Below are 19,965 nucleotides of genomic sequence, written 5' to 3' on the forward strand. Positions count from 1 at the left end.
GGCGGCGGGGCGCAGGCCTCAGTTGAACTCGCCCGCGACCTCGGACCACAGGCTGACGCGGCAGCCGCGCGCGGCGAAAGAGTCCATCTCGCGTTTGATGCCGCCGCTCTCTTGCCAACCCGGCAAATCGAGCACGATCAACTCATCCATCGCCGCCATGAACAGCGCGTCGATCGGCGCCCACAGCTTGCCGATGGCGGTTTTGTCGAGCTCTTGCAAACACAGGTTGATCGGATGCGACATGCTGACCTGGCTAAAAACGGCGCTGCCGGCGCGCACGATAGTGGCGGCGACGTCGTTGCAGGCGATAAAGCGTTGCTGCACGACGTTGGCGTCGGCGTGGCTGTAGGGGCAGGCCAAAAATATCTTTCTCATTACCGTTTTCTCTCTCAATAAATAGGTCGTGGGTGAAAAAAGGGCGCAGCTTTCCCGTGAGGCTGCGCCCCGTTTATTTTTTATGGCTCAGGGATAAATTCAGCGAGTGGCGGCGGCAATCACCGTCGACTGCCTTTGCGTCTGTGCTTTTTCCAGCAATTCGGCTTCCGGCACCGAGATCTTGATGGCGATCAGTACGGCGATCATGCCGCCAAGGAATTTGCCCATCATGATCGGCAGCACCAGCGAAGGTTGGAAGTTGGCGGTAAACGCCAGGTGGTCGCCCAACGTGGCCTGCGCACAGATGCCGAAGGCCACGCACAGCACCTTATCGCGCGCCCGCATGCCTTTAAACAGGTGATAAACCGCGATGATATTGGCCAACACCATAATAAAGCCCAGTGCGCCGGTATCCGACAGGCCGAGTTTTTTGCCGATGAAATGCATCGGCTTGCGGCAATAGCGCTGGAACAAATAACAAATAGGGAATGTACCTGCCAACATAATGCCGATATAACCGGCAATCTCGATGGCGCGGAATAATTCGTCTTTGTCGGCGAATAACGGATCGAATACCCAGCCGCCGAAGACCTTTTTAAACACGCCGGTGAAATGCTCGATGATGCACAGCGCCAGCACCAGTTTGATAAAGGCGTCCGCCGCCTTGCCGAAGATCAGGAACCCTTTCACCATGGCCGCCGGCCGCAACTTCAACCCCAGCGCCAGCAGGAAACACAGGGCGAACAGCGGCGACAGCAGCCGCAGCGCCTGCAGGAAGTCCAGCTGCAGATAGTGCGCGGCGGGCGAGGTGGTGGAAATGATCTCCCTGACCGGCAGGTTGTTGAAGGTGATGGTCACCAGGGCGATCAGCACGGCGAACGGAATGCTGATCAGGCCCGCCATTGCGCCCAGCGCCAGATATTTATGGTCGTCGCGGTTCAGCATGATAAGCCCGACCGGGATCAGGTACACGATGCTGGCGCCGGAGGTATAGCCCACCAGCATGGCGACGATCCACATGTCGCGGTTGGCAGCGATGGCGTCGGCCAGCTGATAGCCGCCCATGTCCACGGCGATCACCGCCAGCGCCGCGATCGAGGCGTCGGAGCCGAGCGCCGAGAAGAAGGGGCCGATGCTGTACATGATCAGGTAAGAGATGATCGGGATCGCCGCCATGATGCCCGCCTGGGCGAGAAACACCGGGCCGATGGCGTGGATGCCGTTGACGAACTCGCGCCCCAGTTCGCCTTCCGGTTTGACGATCGACGCCAGCGCGCCGATCAGGGTGCCGGCCATGATGATATAGATGATGAAATTACCGAACTCAGCCATGGTGTTCCTCCTGCGATGAACGTAAGCCGCGCGAGCGCGCGATGATTTCCTGATAGCGGGCGAACCAGACCGCCATATCGACCTCGGCGGGTTCCGTCACTTCATAGCGGTTGAGCACCTTGAGCGGCTGTTCTACCCCCAACCCTTTGCGCGCCAACTGCGCCACGCCCTGGGCGGTGATCTCCTTATTGGCGGGAGAGACGATGCGTTTTTGGATCAGGTTGGCGAGAAACTGTGTGAAATAGCGGTTGGCGGACAGACCGCCGTCCACCGAAATGCTGTCGCCGATCGGTTTCAGCTTATCCATGGCGTTGATCACCTCGGCGGAACGCATGGCGATGCCTTCGAGGATCGACTGCAGCAGATCCTTGCGTTCGGTTTCCAGCGACAGGCCGGCCCACACCCCGGCGGCGGAGCGGTCCCAGTACGGGCAGGCCAGCCCGGAGAGCGCCGGCACGAAGGCCAGGCCACGCGCGATGGCCGGCTGGGCCGGGAAATCGCCGAATTCATCGAAGTCATTGAACAGGCCGATCTTTCTCGCCCAGTTAATGGCGGAGGCCGCGTTATAAACGCCGCCGTCCAGGCCATACACCGGCCCGGCGCCGGGCAGTTTCCAGCACAGCGTGGGCAGCAGGCCGGAGTCGCCGGCGTCGATCGGGCGCGGCCCGGTGATCGCCTGTAAAAAGGCGCCGGTGCCGAAGGTGATCTTCATCTGCCCCGGCTGATGGCAGCCGTGGCCGTAAGTGCCGGCAAACTGGTCGACGATGCAGGCCGTCAACGGCACCGGTTTGCCGTTGAGCGCGACGTCGCCGAAGTGGCCGATGTTGTCTCTGACCTCAGGCAGGCTGTCGATCGGCACGCCGAACAAACGGCACAGCTCTTCATCCCACTGCAGGGTATGAATGTTGAACAACGAGGTGCGCGACGCCGAGTTATAGTCAGTGAGATGCCGGCCGCACAGGTGGAACAGGAAGAAGGCGTCCATGGTGCCGAGCCGCAGGCGGCCGCGTTGCGCCAGTTGCCTGGCGCCCGGTGCGTTGTTCATCAGCCAGCCCATCTTGCTGGCGGAGAAGTAGGTATCGAGCGGCAGGCCGGTTTTCGCCATCACCAGCGGCTCGGCGCCTTCGCGTTTCAGGCGCTGGATCTCCGGCTCGGTACGCTGATCTTGCCAAACGATGGCGTTGTACAGCGGCAGGCCGCTGTCGGCGTCCCAGGCCAGCAGGCTTTCGCCCTGATGCCCTAAACCGATGGCGTCCACCATGTCGCACTGGCTGAGACAGCGGCGGATATTCGCCAAAATCTCCAGGGCGTCGTGTTCCACCCAGCCCGGATTGGGGGTGATCTGCTTGTGCGGCATGCTGGCCGGCGAATGGTGCCTGCCATCTTCGCCGAACACCACGACCCGGGTGCCGGTGGTTCCCTGATCAATCGCGGCATAACGTTGATTCATCATTGCTTCGCTCTCTTATAGGTTTTGTTTTTTTATTGTGCCTGGTGTTGGTTGTGTGACCGTTTTAATAATCTATCTTCAATTTCACACATTAAAGCAACATAAATCACAAGATAAAATAACCCCGCGTGATCGACCTCATACTTTTTGCTTATCGCCGCGTTCTGCGGCTTTTTTTTGGGAGTTGTGTTGTTTTTGCCATTTCAAATGGGGTTATTGTGTGGTTTTATTGTGGTTATCACATCAAAACGGGACATCAGCATGATGGAAGAACAAACGGATTGGGACATTGTCGTGATTGGCGGCGGTGTGGTCGGGTGTGCGGTATTCCGCAAATTCTGCCTGATGGGCGCCCGTACACTGCTGTTGGAAAAGGGGGGCGATATCCTGTCCGGCGCCAGCAAAGCCAACAGCGCGCTGCTGCATACCGGCTTCGATGCGCCCAGCGGCAGCCTGGAGCTGCGCTGCATGCAGGCCGGTTACCGGGAATTCATCGCTATCCGCGAACGAATGAATCTGCCGCTGCTGCCCACCGGCGCACTGGTGGTGGCCTGGGACGAGCAGCAGTTGGCGGCGCTGCCTGCGATCGTGCAGCAAGCGCATGACAACGGCGTGCCGGACGTGGCGCAGATCGACGCCGCTGAACTGTATCGCCGTGAGCCGCAGCTGGCACCCGGCGCGTTGGCGGCGGTAGAGGTGCCGGGGGAGAGCGTGATCGATCCCTGGAGCACGCCGCTGGCTTACCTGACGCAGGGCGTCAAACACGGCGGCGATTATCGCTTCAATACCGAGGTGACCGGCGCCGAACGCTTGCCGACCGGCTGGCGGCTAACCAGCAACCGGGGCGAGTTTCACGGCAAAATCGTCATCAACTGCGCCGGCAATCAGGGCGACCGGGTAGAAAGTTTCTGCCATCAGCCCGAGTTTGAAATCCGTCCGCGCAAAGGGCAATTCCTGGTGTTCGACAAGGCCGCCGCCGGGCAGGTCAACGCCATCATCTTGCCGGTGCCGACGGCGATCACCAAAGGGGTCCTGCTGTCGAAAACCATCTTCGGCAATCTGCTGCTGGGGCCAACCGCCGAAGAACAGCAGGATCGCGAGGCGGCGACGGTGGACGAAAGCAAGATGCGCGAGCTGATCGAACAGGGCACCCGGCTGTTGCCCACGCTGGCCAATTACAGCGTGACTGCCAGCTATGCCGGATTGCGCCCGGCGACCGAACAGAAACATTATCGCATTCAGCACTATCCCGACCGGCAGTGGATCTGCGTGGCGGGCATTCGCTCCACCGGCCTGACGGCGGCGCTCGGCATCGCGCAATACGTGGAACAGCTTTACCGCGACCATTTTACGCCGTGCTTCACGCCGACAACGCCGGAAACCGTGCACTGGCCGCAGATGCCGATGCTCGCCGACTACGCGCTGCGCGATTACGCGCGCCCGGACAACGGCGGCATCGTGTGCCATTGCGAACTGGTGACCCAGCGGGAGATCGAAGCGGCGTTCGATTCCGCCGTGCCGCCGGAGTGCATCGGCGGGCTACGGCGCCGCACGCGTGTGATGATGGGGCGCTGCAACGGTTTTTATTGCAGCAGCCGGGTGGCAGAAATGGTGGGCGATCGTTTTGGCCAGGCGCTGGCCGTAGGGAGCATTGATGAAAACTGAGTATCAGGTGGCGATTGTCGGCTCTGGGCCGGCGGGGATCGCGGCGGCGACCGCACTGCGGCGGGCGGGGATCGAGGATGTGGTGATCCTGGAGCGGGAACAGCAGGCGGGCGGCGTGCCCAGGCACTGTCGGCATCCCACCTTCGGGCTGCAAACCTTTTACCGGCCGATGCTCGGCTCCACCTATGTCGATAAGATACTGGCGCGCGCCGGGCAAGTGGAGATCCGCACCGGCGTGACGGTGACCGCCATCAAGCCGGACGGCGAACTGACCATCACGGATCAGCGTGGCGTCAGCGCGCTGAAGGCGCAGCGGGTGATCCTGGCGACCGGCGTGCGCGAGACGCCGCGCCATCCGCGCCTGGTGAGTGGCCTGCGGCCGCAGGGCGTGCTGACCGCCGGTGCGCTGCAGCAGTTCGTCTATCTGCGCGGGTTGCAGCCGGGCAAGGCACCGGTGGTGGTCGGCACCGAGCTGGTCAGTTTCTCCGCGTTGTGGACGCTGCGCAACGCCGGGGTGCGCGCCGTCGCCATGATTGAAAGTGGCGACCGGCCCGTCGCCTGGCGTCTGAGCGCGCTCTATGCGCGCCTGATGGGGGTGCCGATCCACTATGCTTCGCGGGTGACCGATATTGCCGGCCGCGATCGGGTCGAATCCATCGAGGTGGAGAATCGCCAGGGGGAGAAACGGCGCATCGCCTGCGACAGCCTGATCTTCACTGGCCGCTTCACCGGGGAGTATACGCTGGTTCGCCAGAGCCATCTGGCGCAGCGGCCGGACAGCGGCTGCCCGCTGACCGATCAGTTCGGCCGCTGTTCTGACGCCGCCTATTTCGCCGTCGGCAACATGCTGCACCCGGCGGACATGGGCGACCAGTGTTATCAGGAAGGGCTGCGCGTTGGCGAAGCCGTTGCCCGTTCGCTGCAGCGCACGCTGCCGCCGGCGCGGCAAACCCTCCCGGTGCGGCACGACGAGCGGATACGCCTGACCGCGCCTGCCAACGTGGCGCTGATCGGCAAACCTACCACGGTCACGATCAATATGCGCGTGGAGCGGGCGGTGTCCGGTTCGGTGGTGGTGCGGTTGGGGGAGAAAGTGCTGTATCGCAAAATGCATCGCTGCCTGCCCGAACGGCGGATCCTGCTGCGTAATATCGCCTTGCCGGCCGACGGCGAGCGTGACGCGCTGCACATCAGCATCGAATCCGCCGGATGAAGCGCGGCAACGGCTTGCGTCTAACGCCCTGAAACCCGTAGTATTCCGTCAGTTAACGCCGCGAGTCTCGGCGGAGGCAGTCACTCTTACTAAAGGCAGCGAGTGTAATGTGAATGGATATCTCTAATTCCGTGGAAAGGCGCAATGAAATACTGGCGTTGATCCAAGCCAACGGCCGGGTTTACGTGAATGAGCTGGCGGATAAATTCCAGGTTTCGCAGGAAACCATTCGGCGCGACCTGAACAAACTGGAAGACTATCGGCTGATCAAGAAGATCCACGGCGGCGCGGTCAGCAGCCAGTTCAAATTCGAGCATGAATTCAACGAGCGGGCCAAAATCGCCGAGGCCGAGAAGCGCGCCATCGCGGAGAAAGCGGTGACGCTGATCCAGCCGGGCGATACGGTATTCGTGGATTTCGGCTCCACCACGCTGGAGTTCGCCCGGCAGTTGGCGACCGTCGATCAGCTGACGGTCATCACCAATTCGCCGCTGATCGCCAACGTCTGTCTGGAAAATGACTCCATCGACGTGGTGCTGATCGGCGGGCAGTTCATCGGCTCCAAAATGGCGTGCCTGGGGGCGATCGCGCTGAGTAACATCGAGGCGTTTTTCGCCGATTATGCCATCATCGGCGCCGGCGCGGTCAACGTGCTGACCGGGGTGATGGATCAAAATGTCAACGAGGCGGCCATCGCGCGCAAAATGATCGCGCAGAGCCGAAAATGCATCGTGTTGGCGGACGAAAACAAGCTGCGCGGGCATGCGATGACGCTGGTGGCCAAATGGCCCGAGGTCGATTATCTGGTGACCTCCGACAGCGGCCACGCATTGGAAGGGTTGGTTTTCCCCGCCAACGTCAATGTGTTGGTGGCGCAGGTGTAAGTGACGGCCCGTTCCGCATACGGCGGGCCGCCGGGATTGTTATTTTTTCACCACCAGGCCCACGCCGCGGCCGCGCGGATCGGACGCGGTTTCCGGCGTGCGGCCATCGATGCGAATGACCTGAATATCCCCCATGTTCCAACCCTGATCTTCCAGGGTGTAACCCATGGCTTTCAACTCGTCCGCCGGTTTACCGGTCAGCGGCGCGAAGCTGTCGTAGTAGAGAGTGTCTTTGGGCAGCAGCTGGTGGTGCACGCGCTGGGCGGCCACCGCCTGACTCAGCGGCAGGTGGTAATCGTAGAGGTTGTTGATCACCTGGAAGATCGAGGTAAAGATGCGCGATCCGCCAGGGGTGCCGATCACCAGGCTGACGTCGCCGTCGCGGGTGATGATGGTCGGGCTCATCGAGGAAAGCATGCGCTTCCCCGGTTCGATGGCGTTGGCGTCACTGCCCACTACGCCGAAGGCATTGGCGACGCCGGGCTTGGCGCTGAAGTCGTCCATCTCGTCGTTCAACAGGAAACCGGCGCCTTTGACCACCACGCCGCTGCCGAAGTCCCAGTTGAGGGTGTAGGTGTTGCTGACCGCGTTGCCGGCGGCGTCGACGATCGAGAAGTGGGTGGTTTGGTGGGTTTCCAGCCCCGGCCGCACCTGCTCGGTCGGCGAGATCGCCGTCGGGTTGATCTCGGCGGCGCGTTTTTGCAGGTAGTCAGGGGCGATCAGCTGTGCTTCCGGCACCTTGGTGAAATCCGGGTCGCCGAGGTAGTCGGCGCGATCGGCGAACACGCGCTTCTCGATTTCCGCCAACAGGTGGATATAGCGAGCCGAGTTTAGCTGCACCCCCTTGAAGTCGGCGGCGCGATCCTCTTTTATCCCCAGCAGCTGCGCCAGCGCAATGCCACCGGAGCTGGGCAGCGGGGCGGTATATACGGTGTTGCCGCGCCAGCTGATGCGCATCGGTTCACGCCATTTCACCCGATAGTCGGCCAAATCCGCCGCGCCGATCAGCCCGTTGTCGCGCTGCATTTGCGCCACCAGCAGGCGCGCGGTTTCACCGTGATAAAAATCGTCGGCGCCCAACTTGGCGATGCGCTCGAGGGTGGCGGCCAGCTCCGGCTGTTTGAACACCGTGCCGGGCTTCATGGCGCCGAAATAGTCGCCGAAGTTGGTCTTGCCGGCGAACAGCTTGTTGGCATCTTCGCGGTACTGGTACTGCTGATCCGCCACCTTGAAGCCTTGCCGCGCATAGCCGATGGCCGGCGTCAGCAGCTCGGCCCACGGCAGCTTGCCGAAGCGTTTATGGGCTTCCCACAGCCCCAGCACGGTGCCCGGCACGCCGGCGGCGCGGCTGCCCACCAGGCTGAGATTCTCGATCACTTCACCTTTCTCGTTCAGGTACATGGTTTTGCTGGCGGCCTTCGGCGCCACTTCGCGGTAGTCGAGAAAATAGGGCTTGCCGTCGACGTACAGCGTCATGAATCCGCCGCCGCCGATATTGCCGGCTTCAGGGTAGGTCACCGCCAGAGTAAAGGCGGTGGCGACCGCCGCATCGACCGCGTTGCCGCCGGCCTGCAGAATTTGCGCGGCGACTTTAGCGCCATATTGATCCGGCGCGGCGACCGCCCCGGCGGTCAGATCGGCGGCGAAGGCGGCGGGAACGGTGCAGGCAATGGCCACGCTCAGAGCTATCGTTTTCAATAAACCGGCAGACATAGAAGATCCTTTTAGCGATTTTCAGTTATCAGGTGAATTCAACTAATTATTTTTGAAACAGCGAGTTAGCGCGTTTTTTTTGAAATGTTGCGGCGCTTCATTGAAGGTAGCAGCGGTCAGGCGGCGTCGCCTGACCAGAATGGAGAATCGTGACGTGGCGCGTTATGCGTCGGCGGGCAGCGCCGACAGTAGCCACTGGCAAAACTGCCGGGCGAGCGGGTTGTGTTCGCTGTCGCGGTGCAGCAGCCACGCCCAGTTGGCGCCGCGCACCCGTTGTTTGGTTAACGGTTGCAGCAGGCCTGTGCTACACGCTTGCTGCGCCAGCAGCCGGCTGACCAGCGCGATGCCCAGACCGTTGCAGGCGGCGTCTAACAGCAGGCCGGGATCGGAAAAATTCAGCCCGCTGCTGCGTTGGCCGACGTGCGCGCCACCCGCCACCGTCCAGTGGCTCCAGTCCATCTCCCGTTCACCGTGCAGGGTGACGCGCTGTTCCTCCGACAACGCCAGCACGCCGGGATGACAGGCGGGGTAAAGTCGATCGGTATACACGATCTTAAAGGTGCAGTCGGCCTGCGCGCTGAGATCGTCGCGAATAGCCAGATCGATGCTTTCCGTCGTCATATCCGGCGGGTCGAAGCTGGTGAACAGCCACAGGTCGATCTGCGGATGCAGGCGATTGAATTCGCTCAGCCGCGGCACCAACCAGTGGCGGGCAAATGCCGGGGTGGTGTTGACGATCAGCTGATTGGGCTTGCGGTATTGATCCAGACGGCGGATACCGACGGCTAACTGCTGCAACATCACCTGCGCGGTGCTGAACAGATCGTGACCGGCATCGGTCAGGGTCACGCTGCGTCCGGTGCGGAAGAACAACGGTTGCTCCAGAAACGCTTCGAGGCTGCGGATCTGTTGGCTGATCGCCGACTGGGTGAGGTGCAGCTCTTCGGCGGCCTGATGAAAACTGCCCAATCGCGCCGCCGCTTCAAACCCCCGCAGCGCGTTCAATGGCGGCCAGTGTTTTAACATAATCGATAAGCCTGTCTAATCAGATATCCACTAAATATATCGTTTGTCGCGGTCATTGGGTAAGCCTAGCATAAGACTTGAATAAAAAACGTTATCTTTGCTGATAACGTGTTGAATTGATAATTATTAATTGAGGTAATCATGTCAACGCGACGTACATTTATCAAGCAACTCTCTGCGGTGGCCGGCGTCAGCCTGACGTCGTCGCTGAGTTTTCCCCAGGGCGTTTACGCAAAAGAGGCGCTTAATTCAGGATGGCGCATGCCCGACGAAGGGGAACCGCAACAGCGGGCGTTTCTTGCCTTTGGCGCACAGCGGGCCATCTGGGGCGAATTCACGGCGGACGTGCAGGCGGCGCAGGGGCGTATCGCCCGCGCCATCGCCGAGTTTCAGCCGGTGACGGTATTTTGCCGCGAGCGTGAACGGCAATTGGCCGAGGCCACCTGCGGCAGCCACAACGTCAGCTATGTCGTCACCGAGCTGGATGACATCTGGGTGCGCGACTTCGGCGCCAATTTCGTCGTCAACGGCGCCGGCGAACTCGGGGCGGTGGATTTCAACTTCAACGGCTGGGGCAATAAACAGCGGCATGCCAAGGATGCGCGCCTGGCGGCGTTTGCCGCCAACCGTTACGGTGCCGTTCAACTGCGCCGCAGCGCACTGGTCGGCGAAGGCGGCGGTATCGAAGTGGACGGGCACGGCACCGGCATCATGACCGAGAGCAGTTGGGTGAATGCGAACCGTAATCCGGGCTGGAGCCGGGACCGGGTGGAGCAGGAGCTGAAAGCGATGCTCGGCCTGCGCAAAATTATCTGGCTGCCGGGCATTAAAGGCCGGGACATCACCGACGCCCACGTCGATTTTTACGCCCGCTTCGTGCGGCCTGGCGTGGTGGTGGCCAACCTGGACACCGATCCGGCCTCTTATGACCATGCGGTTACCCAGCAACATCTGGCGATCCTCAAGGCGGCGACCGACGCCGATGGCCGCCAACTGCAGGTGCATACGCTTTCGCCGCCGCTGGCGCCGCGCGACAGCCGATTCAGCCGCAACAACCCGGATTTTGCGGCGGGCTACATCAATTATTTCGTCATCAACGGCGCGGTGATCGCCCCGGAGTTTGGCGACCCGCAGGCGGATCAGGCGGCACTTGAACTGCTGACGGCGCTCTATCCGCAGCGCAAGGTGGTGCAGCTGGAGATCGACGCCATCGCCGCCGGCGGCGGCGGTATTCACTGCGCAACCCACCAACTGCCGGTGTAAGGCATTCACCGCGTGCGCGTCTGCGAGCCAAGCGCTGCTTGCAGCGCCATATTCAGTTCAAGCACGTTGACGCGGGGTTCGCCAAATATCCCCCAAGCGGGTGGTTGAATATGTGCGTTGATAAGCGATTCGATCTCTTGCTCCGGGATCGCGTGCGCTTGCGCTACTCTCGTGGCTTGCAACCGTGCATTATCCGGGCTGATGTCGGGATCCAATCCGGATGCCGACGTCGTCAGCATATCCGCCGGCAATAATTTTCCTCGCAGGTTGGGCTGGGCCGTTTCCAGCGCCGCGCGGTCGGTCAACATACGGGTGCGCAGAGCGGCGCTGGCGGGGCCCAGGTTAGATCCGCTGGAGTTACCGGCGTTATAAGGTGCCGCTACCGTCTTGGACGCATCGTTAGGGTCAGCGTCGGTCGTCGCGGAAGGACGACCATGAAACCATTGATCTCCTTGCCAGTTTTGTCCGATCAGACGTGAACCCAGCGGATGTCCGCCGGCAGCGAAAATCATGCTGCCATTAGCCTGTACGGGGAATAGGGTTTGAGCTAAACCGTTTATCACCAGGGGATAAGCGATACCGCACAGTAACCAGGTCACCGTAGTAATGCGCAAAGCGCTACCGATTATTCTCAACATGTTCAGGCCCTCTTACATCGCAAGAGACAAGCAGAAATCGATAAGTTTGATGCCGATAAAGGGAGCGATCAGCCCGCCGCCGCCATAGATTAATAGGTTGCGATAAAACATCGCCTCAGCGTTTTTTGGTATGAAACGCACGCCGCGCAGCGCCAGTGGGATCAGCGCAGGGATGATCAGCGCGTTAAAAATCAGCGCAGAGAGAATGGCGCTTTGCGGCGTCGCCAAGTGCATGATGTTGAGCGAAGCCAGTCCCGGCAATGCCGTGATAAACAGAGCCGGTAAAATGGCAAAATATTTAGCGACGTCATTGGCAATGGAGAAGGTCGTCAGCGCGCCGCGCGTAATCAGCATCTGTTTGCCGATAGCCACCAGTTCGAGCAATTTGGTGGGATCGGAATCCAGATCGATGACGTTTGAAGCTTCTTTGGCGGGCATGGTGCCGGTATACATCGCGACGCCGACGTCCGCTTGCGCCAAGGCCGGCGCGTCATTGGTGCCGTCTCCGCTCATCGCCACCAGGTGCCCCAGAGCCTGCTCATGACGGATCAGGGTGAGTTTGTCTTCGGGCTTGGCTTCGGCGATATAATTATCCAATCCCGCCTCGGCGGCGATCACGCTGGCGGTGGTCGGGTTGTCCCCGGTGACCATGACGGTGCGAATGCCCATCGCCCGTAATTGTATGGCGCGTTGGCGAATGCCGGGTTTGAGCACGTCCGATAAGGCGATAATCCCCAATATTTCGCCATTTACCGCGACTGCCAGCGGCGTTGCCCCACGCAGGGCGATACTTTCGGCCAGCCTGTGGAGGTCAGGTGGCGGCGCCGTATTGTAGGTGCTTTGCACGTATTTGATGACCGCATCGACGGCGCCTTTACGTATCACACGGCCGTCGGGCATGTCGGTTCCGCTCATGCGAGTTTGTGCCGAGAAGTCTGTGCCTGCGGCGTCTTCCTGCTGCGGCTCAGGATGCGCGCCGCCCTGCAGTGCAAAGGCGACGGTCGATTGCCCTTCCGGCGTGGAGTCAAACAGAGAGGCCAGGTAGGCTGCCTGCAGCAGTTGCCGTTGTTCGTGCTTTTCAACGGCCACACAGGCGGTGGCTTGGCGATTGCCGATGGTGATGGTGCCGGTTTTGTCCAGTATCAGCGTATTGACATCTCCGGCGGCCTCAACCGCTTTTCCTGACGTTGCCAACATATTAAAACGCATTGTTCTGTCGATGCCGGCAATACCGATGGTAGACAGCAGGGCGCCTATCGTTGTCGGGATCAGCGCGACGGTCAGCGCCACCAGGTCGGCGACGTTAATCTGCGCGTGCAGATAAACGGCCACGGGAGCGATGGCGGCGACGACGATGACAAAGATCAGCGTGAGTACCGACAACAGCACCGTCAGCGCAATTTCATTGGGCGTTTTCTGGCGTCGGGCGCCTTCAACCAGATGTATCATGCGGTCGAGAAAGGTGTTGCCGGGCAACACCGTAACTTTGATCACCAAGGCGTTCGACAGCACCCGGGTTCCTCCTGTGACCGTGGAGGCGACATCGGAGCCGGGTTCTTTGATCACCGGCGCCGACTCACCGGTGATCATTGATTCGTCGACGTAAGCGGCGCCGGAAACCACTTCGCCATCAATAGGGATCAGCTCCTCTTTTTCCACCTGAATTCGGTCGCCCAGCTGCAATTCGAGCGCTGAGACGTTCTCAAAGGTGCCGTTTGCCAAGAGCCGGCGGGCGCCAAGCTCGACCGTGGTATGACGCAACGATGACGCCTTGGCTTTGCCCCGACCTTCGGCCAGGGCTTCGGCAAAATTGGCGAACCAGAGGGTGACGAGCAGGATCAGCGTTACCGTGCCGTTATAAACGACGCCGCCGTGAGACGGGCCGAAAAGCGAAGGGTCTACCGTCAGCGCCGCGGTTATCCAGGTGCCGATCCAAACCACGAACATCACCGGATTGCGAATTTGCAACCGCGGATCGAATTTTTTCAGCGAGTCTACCCAGGCGCGATAGAACAGCGCCGCGCTATAGCCGCCGGCTTTAGGCGCGCTTGACGGTATCGGCAGGACCTCTTTCATGTTCATTTACGTGACTCCCGAGCTATCGGTTAACGTCTAAAACAAGGCGTTATGGATCATTGCAAAATGTTCTGCGACAGGGCCCAACAGCAGCGCCGGCAAGAAGGTCAGCGCCCCCACGGTTAAAATCATCGTCAACCACCAGACGCCAAATAGCAGCGTATCGGTACGCAGCGTGCCGACGCTCGGGGCCAGTGTCGGTTTGGCGGCCAAAGAACCGGCGACCGCCATCAAAAAAATGATCGGCGGATAGCGCCCCAACAGGATGACCAGGGCGATCGACAGGTTATACCAAGGCGTATTGGCATTGAGCCCGGCGAAGGCTGAGCCATTGTTCGCCGCCGCAGAGGTGAAGGCGTACAGCACTTCGGTGTAGCCATGCATGCCGGCGTTATTCAAGGCTGAAACGCCATAGGGCAAAATCATGGACAGGGACGATGGAATGAGTATCACGATAGGGTGGATCAGCAGCGCCAGCGAGACCAGGATGATCTCGCGCTTTTCTATTTTCTTGCCCAGAAATTCCGGCGTGCGGCCCACCATCAGGCCGGCGACAAAGATGCCGATAAAACCGTAGATTAAAAAACCGAGGAAACCGACGCCTTTCCCGCCGAATACGCATTGCAGCATCATTTGCATCAGCGTAGGCAGGCTGCCCAACGGGGTGAAACTATCATGCATGGCATTCACGCTGCCCGTGGTAAAAGCCGTCGTGTACGCCGCATACAGTCCGCTGAGCGCGATGCCGAAGCGGACTTCTTTCCCTTCCATATTGCCGCCAGGCTGACCGGCGCCGCCGTGCAGCGCGAGGCCGACATGTTGCAGCAATGGGGTGCCCGCCTGTTCTGGTAACACGACAAGGGCTAAAAAAACCAGCAACATGGCGGCCATCACGCCATAGATTATCCAGCCTTGTCGGCGGTTGTTAATCATACAACCGAACATGACGACCAACGCCGCAGGTAAACTCGCCATCAGCAATAACAGCACGATGTTGGTCAGCGGGTTCGGGTTTTGGTAAGGGTGCGCCGCATTGACGTTGAAGAACCCGCCGCCGTTGGTGCCAAAGTTTTCAATCGATTCTTGCGCGGCGACCGGCCCGAGGAACAGTGTCTGATGTCCCCCTTGCAGGGGGGACGTGTCGATGCCGGCGCTCAGCGTTTGCGGGACGCCTTGCCATACCAGAAACAGAGCCGCCATGATGGCTACTGGCAACAAGACCCGAGTGATAAAGCGCGTCATGTCACGATAGAAATTACCCAAATCGCCGTTTTGCCGCGGCGTTAAAAAGGCGCGGATGAAGGCGACAGCGACGACAAAACCGGTTGCTGCCGATGTGAACATGGGAAAGGTGATGGCCGCCATTTGGCTGAAGTTAGACAGGGTATTTTCTCCAGCATAGCTTTGCCAATTGGTGTTGGTAATAAAACTGATCGCGGTATTAAACGCTTGCAGTGGCTCCATTCCGCTGAGCTTTGTTGGATTAAGGGGAAGGTGCGCCTGGAATATCAGAATGAAATAAATCAATAACGCCATGAATAAATTGGTTAACAACATGTTTAGCGTATAACTTTTCCAGTTCATCGGCTGACGGCAAGCCTTTTCACCAATCAAAAAATAAAGCGCATTGTCAATGGGATCGAAGAAAACATCCGAAATGTTTTTACGATCGCTGACGACATAAAAGAGGTACCGTCCAGCGACTATGCTCAGCAGAAATGTCGCCAGCAGGACCAGACCGATTTGCAGCCATAAATGCAACATTTCATGACTCCTCTACGACGATACAGCGTGTTATGCCCGTTGACTCAGAATTTATCAGGATGAACCACGGCATAAAGCAGATAAAACACCACGAGAAAAAGCACGATCAATAACAATGAAATAGCCATAAAAATGCTCCAAAAAAGGGCGAGGTATGAATGCGTTGTTGACAATTTGCATGTGCTTGCAATAAGGCTATGTCATTGTCACCATTATTCATCTTTTTTTTCGACAGACGTGTTAATAAGCTTTTCTGCGAAATTAATCATCAAGATGAAAAAGACATAGGCCGCGATAATGAGTATCGGCATTAACCCTGTCAGCCACATAAAAAACTCCTTTCGCCGTTATTGCTGGCGGCGTGAGTGCTGTCGAATGTAATAAGCATAAAGTGCGATGTGGAAACGGGGTGTAAATTTTCTCAAGTACAGAATAAAAATAATGTAAAAATCGGGTTCATGTTGATATACAAAAACATTTTTGATGACTCTCGACGTTTCCCGTTCGTAACATCGCGGTCGTGTTTTTTCCTACGCGACAAGCTGTTACGCAGCTGCTTTCAGAAAGGGATACCGGTATTCGAGATATTGAGAGGCATTATTCTCAACAGGAACATATGGCAATGCAGAGGATAAAGATCGTGGTACTCGGGTTGTCGCTGGCCGCTTGGGAGGGTAAAGACGCAGGGGGGCTATAAGGCACTGCTCAGCCGTTAACGGCAACCGCGCGTGCCAGGTGTTTGGCTGCGCGCGGTTTTTTTATGGGAAGTGTAAAGAAAGGGAAAACCCGGCCGCGGGCCCGAACTCGCCGCGGAGAGCAGAGTCAGACAGAGAACCGTATTCATCTTTCATTCATACCGGCTCGAGGTCGTCATGGCAGAAGACATTCAGCAACAGGTCATCGCGCTTATCGCCGCATTCAACGCGCCAGGGCGGCTGAAGAAGGGCGTGGCCATCACCCCGGAAACCGAGATCAATACCGCGCTCAACCTGTCGTTCAGCGACTCCAATACGCTGATGCGCCGCTACTTCGATACCTTCGGCGTCGACAGCGGCAACTATAACCACGAACTCTATTTTCAGCCGCCGAGCAGCACCGGGCGCTGGTTCTCTCCTTCCGCTTGCACAGTGCACACCCGGCCGCTGTGCGTGTATATGCTGGTGCGCTCGGCGCGCGCCAAACGCTGGCTGTATGACATCCACTTTCTGATCGAGCAGCTGCGATAGGTTTAACGCGCCGAGCCGTCTGGCTCGGCCGGCGGGTAGCCGGCTTCGCCAAGCGCGGTGAGGAACGCCTCGCCGTGCAGTGCGCTCTCGATTCGTACTTCCCGTTTGGCCGGATCGGTTTGAATGTGTGCCTGCGGGTCAACGTTCAGCAGCGTCCGGGTGACGGAGCCGGCGCAGCCGCCGCAGGTCATGGCTGGAATATAAAAACGAATCATTTCACTCTCCTGGTCGATTAAGGTGCTTGATAACGATAAAGTTTGCCAGCGTGGCAAGGTCAACTTTTTTCATTGCGATTCATGCGGCCGTCGTCACTTCAGCTCGCGCATCAGGCCAAACCGAGGCGAGCGGCGCGGCATAGCCGCCGCCGTCGGCTCGGCCAGATCTGCCAGGATAGGGCAGTCGGGGCGCGTATTGCCGTGGCAATGGCCCGCAAGGTGTTCCAGGGTTTGCGCCATCGTCTGTAGTTCAGCGATCTTCGCCTTCAGACCTGCAATGTGTGAGAGCGCCACCGCCTTAACATCGGCGCTTGCGCGTTCACGGTCGTGCCACAGGGTCAGCAATGCCGATATTTGCTCAACAGAAAAACCCAGGTCGCGTGAGCGCCGAATAAAACGCAGGCTATGCACGTCCGGCGAGCCGTAATGGCGATAACCTGCATCGGAGCGCGCCGCTCGCGGGATCAGGCCGATTTGTTCGTAATAGCGAATCATTTTCGCCGAAACGCCGGATAATCTGGCGGCTTGTCCGATGTTCATCCTGCTCTCCTCTTATAATGATGCCGATGCCCCGGTGGAACGGGCTGCCACCCCCGTCGTTTCAGGGGGAGACGCCACGGCCATCGGCGCTGGAAAACGTTTGAGCCGCAGCGCGTTGCCGAGCACGAAGATGCTGGAAAGCGCCATCGCGGCCGCGGCGAAAATGGGTGAAAGCAACGTGCCATTCAGCGGATAAAGCGCACCTGCTGCGACCGGGATCAGGACGGCGTTATAAGCGAAGGCCCAAAACAGGTTTTGCTTGATGTTGCGTATCGTCGCCTGGCTGAGCGCGATGGCATTCGGCACGCCGCGCAAATCGCCCGACATCAACACCACGTCAGCGGCCTCTATCGCCACATCGGTACCCGTGCCGATGGCCAGTCCGACGTCCGCTTCCGCCAGCGCCGGTGCATCGTTGATGCCATCTCCGACAAAGGCGACGTGGGCGCCCTGGCTGCGGAACGACTTCAGCGCCGCCACCTTGCCGTCGGGGAGAACCTCAGCGGCGACGTCATCAATGCCCAGTTGCCGGGCGATCGCCGCTGCCGTCGCCGCATTGTCGCCGGTGATCATCGCGACCTTGAGCCCAAGCGCGTGCAGTGCCTGGATCGCCTCCGGCGTTGTCTCCTTGATCGGATCGGCGACGGCGATCACCGCCGCCAGACGGCCGTCAACGGCGGCATAAAGTGGGCTTTTGCCCTGCGCGCCGAGGCGTTCGGCGACGGATTGGAAACTTGTCGCATCAAGGCCGAGCCGGGTCATGAAGCGATCTGCGCCAACGGACACCGTCCGGCCGCCGATCGTAGCCGAAACGCCGAAGCCTGGCGTGGCGGTAAAGCTGTCGATAGCGGCAAGCGTGAGATTTCGCTGTTTTGCCGCCGTCACGAGCGCTTCGGCGATAGGATGCTCGGAGCGCGTTTCGACTGCTGCGACCAAAGCCAGCACGTCATCGTATGCGAAACCGTCTGCGGGAACGAGATCGGTCAACTCCGGGCGGCCTTTGGTCAGCGTGCCGGTTTTATCGAGGGCGATAACGCTCACATCGCGCAGCGCTTGCAAAGCCTCTCCTTTGCGGAACAATACGCCCAGCTCGGCGGCACGCCCGGTGCCGACCATGATCGAGGTCGGCGTAGCCAGCCCCATGGCGCAAGGGCAGGCGATAATCAGCACCGCCACCGCATTTACCAATGCGAAAGTCAATGCGGGGGTCGGCCCGAATAATAACCAGACCAGGAAGGTCAGCACGGCCGCCGCCATCACGGCCGGAACAAACCACATGGTGACTTTATCGACCAGCGCCTGGATCGGCAGTTTGGAACCTTGCGCCTCTTCCACCAGACGAATGATTTGCGCCAGCACGGTATTCGCACCGACTTTTGTCGCCCGGAAACTGAACGCGCCGTTTTTGTTGATCGTTCCGCCGACCACTTCAGCCCCTACGTTTTTCGAAACCGGCAGCGGTTCGCCGGTGATCATGCTTTCATCGACATAAGATGCGCCTGCAACGACGTCGCCATCCACGGCGATTTTCTCACCTGGCCGAACGAATACCACATCGCCGGCGACCACCTGGGCGAGGGGGATTTCAACGGTTTCACCGCCGCGTTCGACGCGCGCGGTCTTGGGTTGAAGGTTCACGAGCCGTTTGATTGCCTGCGAGGTTCGCCCCTTGGCGCGCGCTTCCAGCATGCGCCCAAGCAGGATCAGTGTGACTATCACGGCGGCGGCCTCGAAATAGACGTTGGCGGTCCCCTGCGGCAACACCGCAGGAGCGAAGGTGGCGACCAGCGAATAGCCGTAAGCCGCCGCCGTGCCGACCGAAACCAGTGAGTTCATGTCAGGGGCGCCGCGCAGGAGCGCCGGAATGCCTTTGCGGAAAAAGCGCAGCCCCGGGCCGAGCAGCACAAGGGTGGTGAGTGCGAACTGTATGTGCCAACTCGTTTGCTCGCCCAACGTATGCATAACCCAATCATGCACGGCGGGGATGAGGTGCGAACCCATTTCCAGCAGAAATACCGGCAAGGTAAGGAGGGTGGCGGCGAGCAACGCGCGTCGTAATGCCCGCGCCTCGTTCTCGCGACGTTCGGCATCCCGCTCGGCCGCGTTGGCGATATCCGCTGACAGGCGGCGAGGCGTGTAGCCTGCGCGCGTGACGGCGGCCTCAAGATCTTCTGTGGACACCGCGCCGGCAAGGTAACGTACGCGGGCGCGTTCTGTCGCCAGATTAACCGTGGCTTCAAGCACGCCGCTGACTTGCGCCAGCGCTTTCTCCACCCGGCCGACACAGGAAGCGCAGGTCATATTTTCGATCGCAAACTCGGCGCTTTCCTCCCGCACGGCATAGCCGGCATCTGCGATGGCGCGGACGGCCGCTTGCGGATCGGCATCGCGGCTGAAAGTGACGTCGGCGCGTTCGGTTGCCAGATTAACCGTGGCCGCCTGCACCCCAGGCACTGCGTTCAGCGCGCGTTCGACGCGGCCAACGCACGATGCGCAGGTCATGCCTTCAACCGGCAGGCTGAGACGCACGGCCGAGGGTGGGGATACGTTGACGTTAAGTGAATTCATGTCATAGGCCCTTAAAG

The 19,965-nt window shown here is 59.8% G+C and carries 16 protein-coding genes; 5 read left to right on the forward strand and 11 right to left on the reverse strand.

Features of this window, described 5'->3' with window-relative positions; all coding sequences use genetic code 11:
* Positions 1 to 18 precede the first annotated feature (18 nt).
* The 3 genes from BHU62_RS02130 to BHU62_RS02140 all read right to left on the reverse strand — a co-directional run bounded on the left by BHU62_RS02130 (position 19) and on the right by BHU62_RS02140 (position 3,160).
* Complete coding sequence (locus BHU62_RS02130) at positions 19 to 375, reverse strand: DUF1937 family protein (protein WP_033640244.1); 357 nt, start codon at positions 373 to 375, stop codon at positions 19 to 21.
* A 99-nt stretch (positions 376 to 474) separates the two neighbouring features.
* On the reverse strand, positions 475 to 1,707 hold the full coding sequence (gene eutH / locus BHU62_RS02135) for an ethanolamine utilization protein EutH (RefSeq protein ID WP_073528929.1): 1,233 nt from the start codon (positions 1,705 to 1,707) through the stop codon (positions 475 to 477).
* Positions 1,700 to 3,160 carry an FGGY-family carbohydrate kinase gene (locus BHU62_RS02140; protein ID WP_073528930.1) on the reverse strand — a complete coding sequence of 487 codons (1,461 nt, stop codon included), beginning with the start codon at positions 3,158 to 3,160 and terminating at the stop codon, positions 1,700 to 1,702. The genes eutH and BHU62_RS02140 overlap by 8 nt, the downstream gene beginning before the upstream one ends.
* Positions 3,161 to 3,418: 258 nt before the next feature.
* On the opposite strand from BHU62_RS02140, the gene BHU62_RS02145 reads away from it, so the two are divergent.
* The 3 genes from BHU62_RS02145 to BHU62_RS02155 all read left to right on the forward strand — a co-directional run bounded on the left by BHU62_RS02145 (position 3,419) and on the right by BHU62_RS02155 (position 6,919).
* Positions 3,419 to 4,822 carry an NAD(P)/FAD-dependent oxidoreductase gene (locus tag BHU62_RS02145; RefSeq protein WP_073528931.1) on the forward strand — a complete coding sequence of 468 codons (1,404 nt, stop codon included), beginning with the start codon at positions 3,419 to 3,421 and terminating at the stop codon, positions 4,820 to 4,822.
* Positions 4,812 to 6,035 carry an NAD(P)/FAD-dependent oxidoreductase gene (locus tag BHU62_RS02150; RefSeq protein ID WP_073528932.1) on the forward strand — a complete coding sequence of 408 codons (1,224 nt, stop codon included), beginning with the start codon at positions 4,812 to 4,814 and terminating at the stop codon, positions 6,033 to 6,035. The genes BHU62_RS02145 and BHU62_RS02150 overlap by 11 nt, the downstream gene beginning before the upstream one ends.
* A 113-nt stretch (positions 6,036 to 6,148) precedes the next feature.
* Positions 6,149 to 6,919 carry a DeoR/GlpR family DNA-binding transcription regulator gene (locus tag BHU62_RS02155; protein ID WP_073528933.1) on the forward strand — a complete coding sequence of 257 codons (771 nt, stop codon included), beginning with the start codon at positions 6,149 to 6,151 and terminating at the stop codon, positions 6,917 to 6,919.
* 39 nt (positions 6,920 to 6,958) lie between these two features.
* Here BHU62_RS02155 and ggt read toward each other — a convergent pair whose 3' ends face one another.
* Together ggt and BHU62_RS02165 are read right to left on the reverse strand one after the other, a co-directional pair.
* Positions 6,959 to 8,632, reverse strand: coding sequence for a gamma-glutamyltransferase (gene ggt / locus BHU62_RS02160; RefSeq protein WP_073528934.1), 1,674 nt, complete (start codon positions 8,630 to 8,632; stop codon positions 6,959 to 6,961).
* A 162-nt stretch (positions 8,633 to 8,794) separates the two neighbouring features.
* The gene (locus tag BHU62_RS02165) at positions 8,795 to 9,658 is read right to left on the reverse strand and encodes a LysR substrate-binding domain-containing protein (protein ID WP_073528935.1); all 864 of its coding nucleotides are present in this window, start codon (positions 9,656 to 9,658) and stop codon (positions 8,795 to 8,797) included.
* Between the two features lie 141 nt (positions 9,659 to 9,799).
* Here BHU62_RS02165 and BHU62_RS02170 point away from each other — a divergent pair, with 141 nt between their 5' ends.
* Positions 9,800 to 10,921 (forward strand): agmatine/peptidylarginine deiminase, encoded by a 1,122-nt coding sequence (locus tag BHU62_RS02170; protein WP_073528936.1) that lies wholly within the window; start codon positions 9,800 to 9,802, stop codon positions 10,919 to 10,921.
* 5 nt (positions 10,922 to 10,926) lie between these two features.
* On the opposite strand, the gene kdpC is transcribed toward BHU62_RS02170, so the two are convergent.
* From kdpC to kdpA, 3 genes are read right to left on the reverse strand one after another with little or no spacing between them, the layout of a single operon-like run.
* On the reverse strand, positions 10,927 to 11,559 hold the full coding sequence (kdpC, locus tag BHU62_RS02175) for a potassium-transporting ATPase subunit KdpC (protein ID WP_073528937.1): 633 nt from the start codon (positions 11,557 to 11,559) through the stop codon (positions 10,927 to 10,929).
* 12 nt (positions 11,560 to 11,571) lie between these two features.
* On the reverse strand, positions 11,572 to 13,635 hold the full coding sequence (gene kdpB / locus BHU62_RS02180; protein ID WP_201788363.1) for a potassium-transporting ATPase subunit KdpB: 2,064 nt from the start codon (positions 13,633 to 13,635) through the stop codon (positions 11,572 to 11,574).
* 36 nt (positions 13,636 to 13,671) lie between these two features.
* On the reverse strand, positions 13,672 to 15,399 hold the full coding sequence (gene kdpA / locus BHU62_RS02185; protein WP_073528939.1) for a potassium-transporting ATPase subunit KdpA: 1,728 nt from the start codon (positions 15,397 to 15,399) through the stop codon (positions 13,672 to 13,674).
* Between the two features lie 872 nt (positions 15,400 to 16,271).
* On the opposite strand from kdpA, the gene BHU62_RS02190 reads away from it, so the two are divergent.
* The gene (locus BHU62_RS02190; protein ID WP_073528940.1) at positions 16,272 to 16,625 is read left to right on the forward strand and encodes a DUF1493 family protein; all 354 of its coding nucleotides are present in this window, start codon (positions 16,272 to 16,274) and stop codon (positions 16,623 to 16,625) included.
* A 2-nt stretch (positions 16,626 to 16,627) separates the two neighbouring features.
* Here BHU62_RS02190 and BHU62_RS02195 read toward each other — a convergent pair whose 3' ends face one another.
* From BHU62_RS02195 to BHU62_RS02205, 3 genes are all read right to left on the reverse strand, one after another.
* On the reverse strand, positions 16,628 to 16,840 hold the full coding sequence (locus BHU62_RS02195; protein WP_073528941.1) for a heavy-metal-associated domain-containing protein: 213 nt from the start codon (positions 16,838 to 16,840) through the stop codon (positions 16,628 to 16,630).
* Between the two features lie 93 nt (positions 16,841 to 16,933).
* A complete protein-coding gene (gene cueR, locus BHU62_RS02200; RefSeq protein WP_073528942.1) occupies positions 16,934 to 17,380 on the reverse strand; it encodes a Cu(I)-responsive transcriptional regulator in 447 nt (148 codons plus the stop codon).
* Positions 17,381 to 17,392: 12 nt separating this feature from the next.
* A complete protein-coding gene (locus BHU62_RS02205; protein WP_073528943.1) occupies positions 17,393 to 19,948 on the reverse strand; it encodes a heavy metal translocating P-type ATPase in 2,556 nt (851 codons plus the stop codon).
* Between the last annotated feature and the right edge of the window lie 17 nt (positions 19,949 to 19,965).

The sequence above is a fragment of the Serratia marcescens genome (assembly GCF_001902635.1).
GTDB lineage: Bacteria > Pseudomonadota > Gammaproteobacteria > Enterobacterales > Enterobacteriaceae > Serratia > Serratia marcescens_F.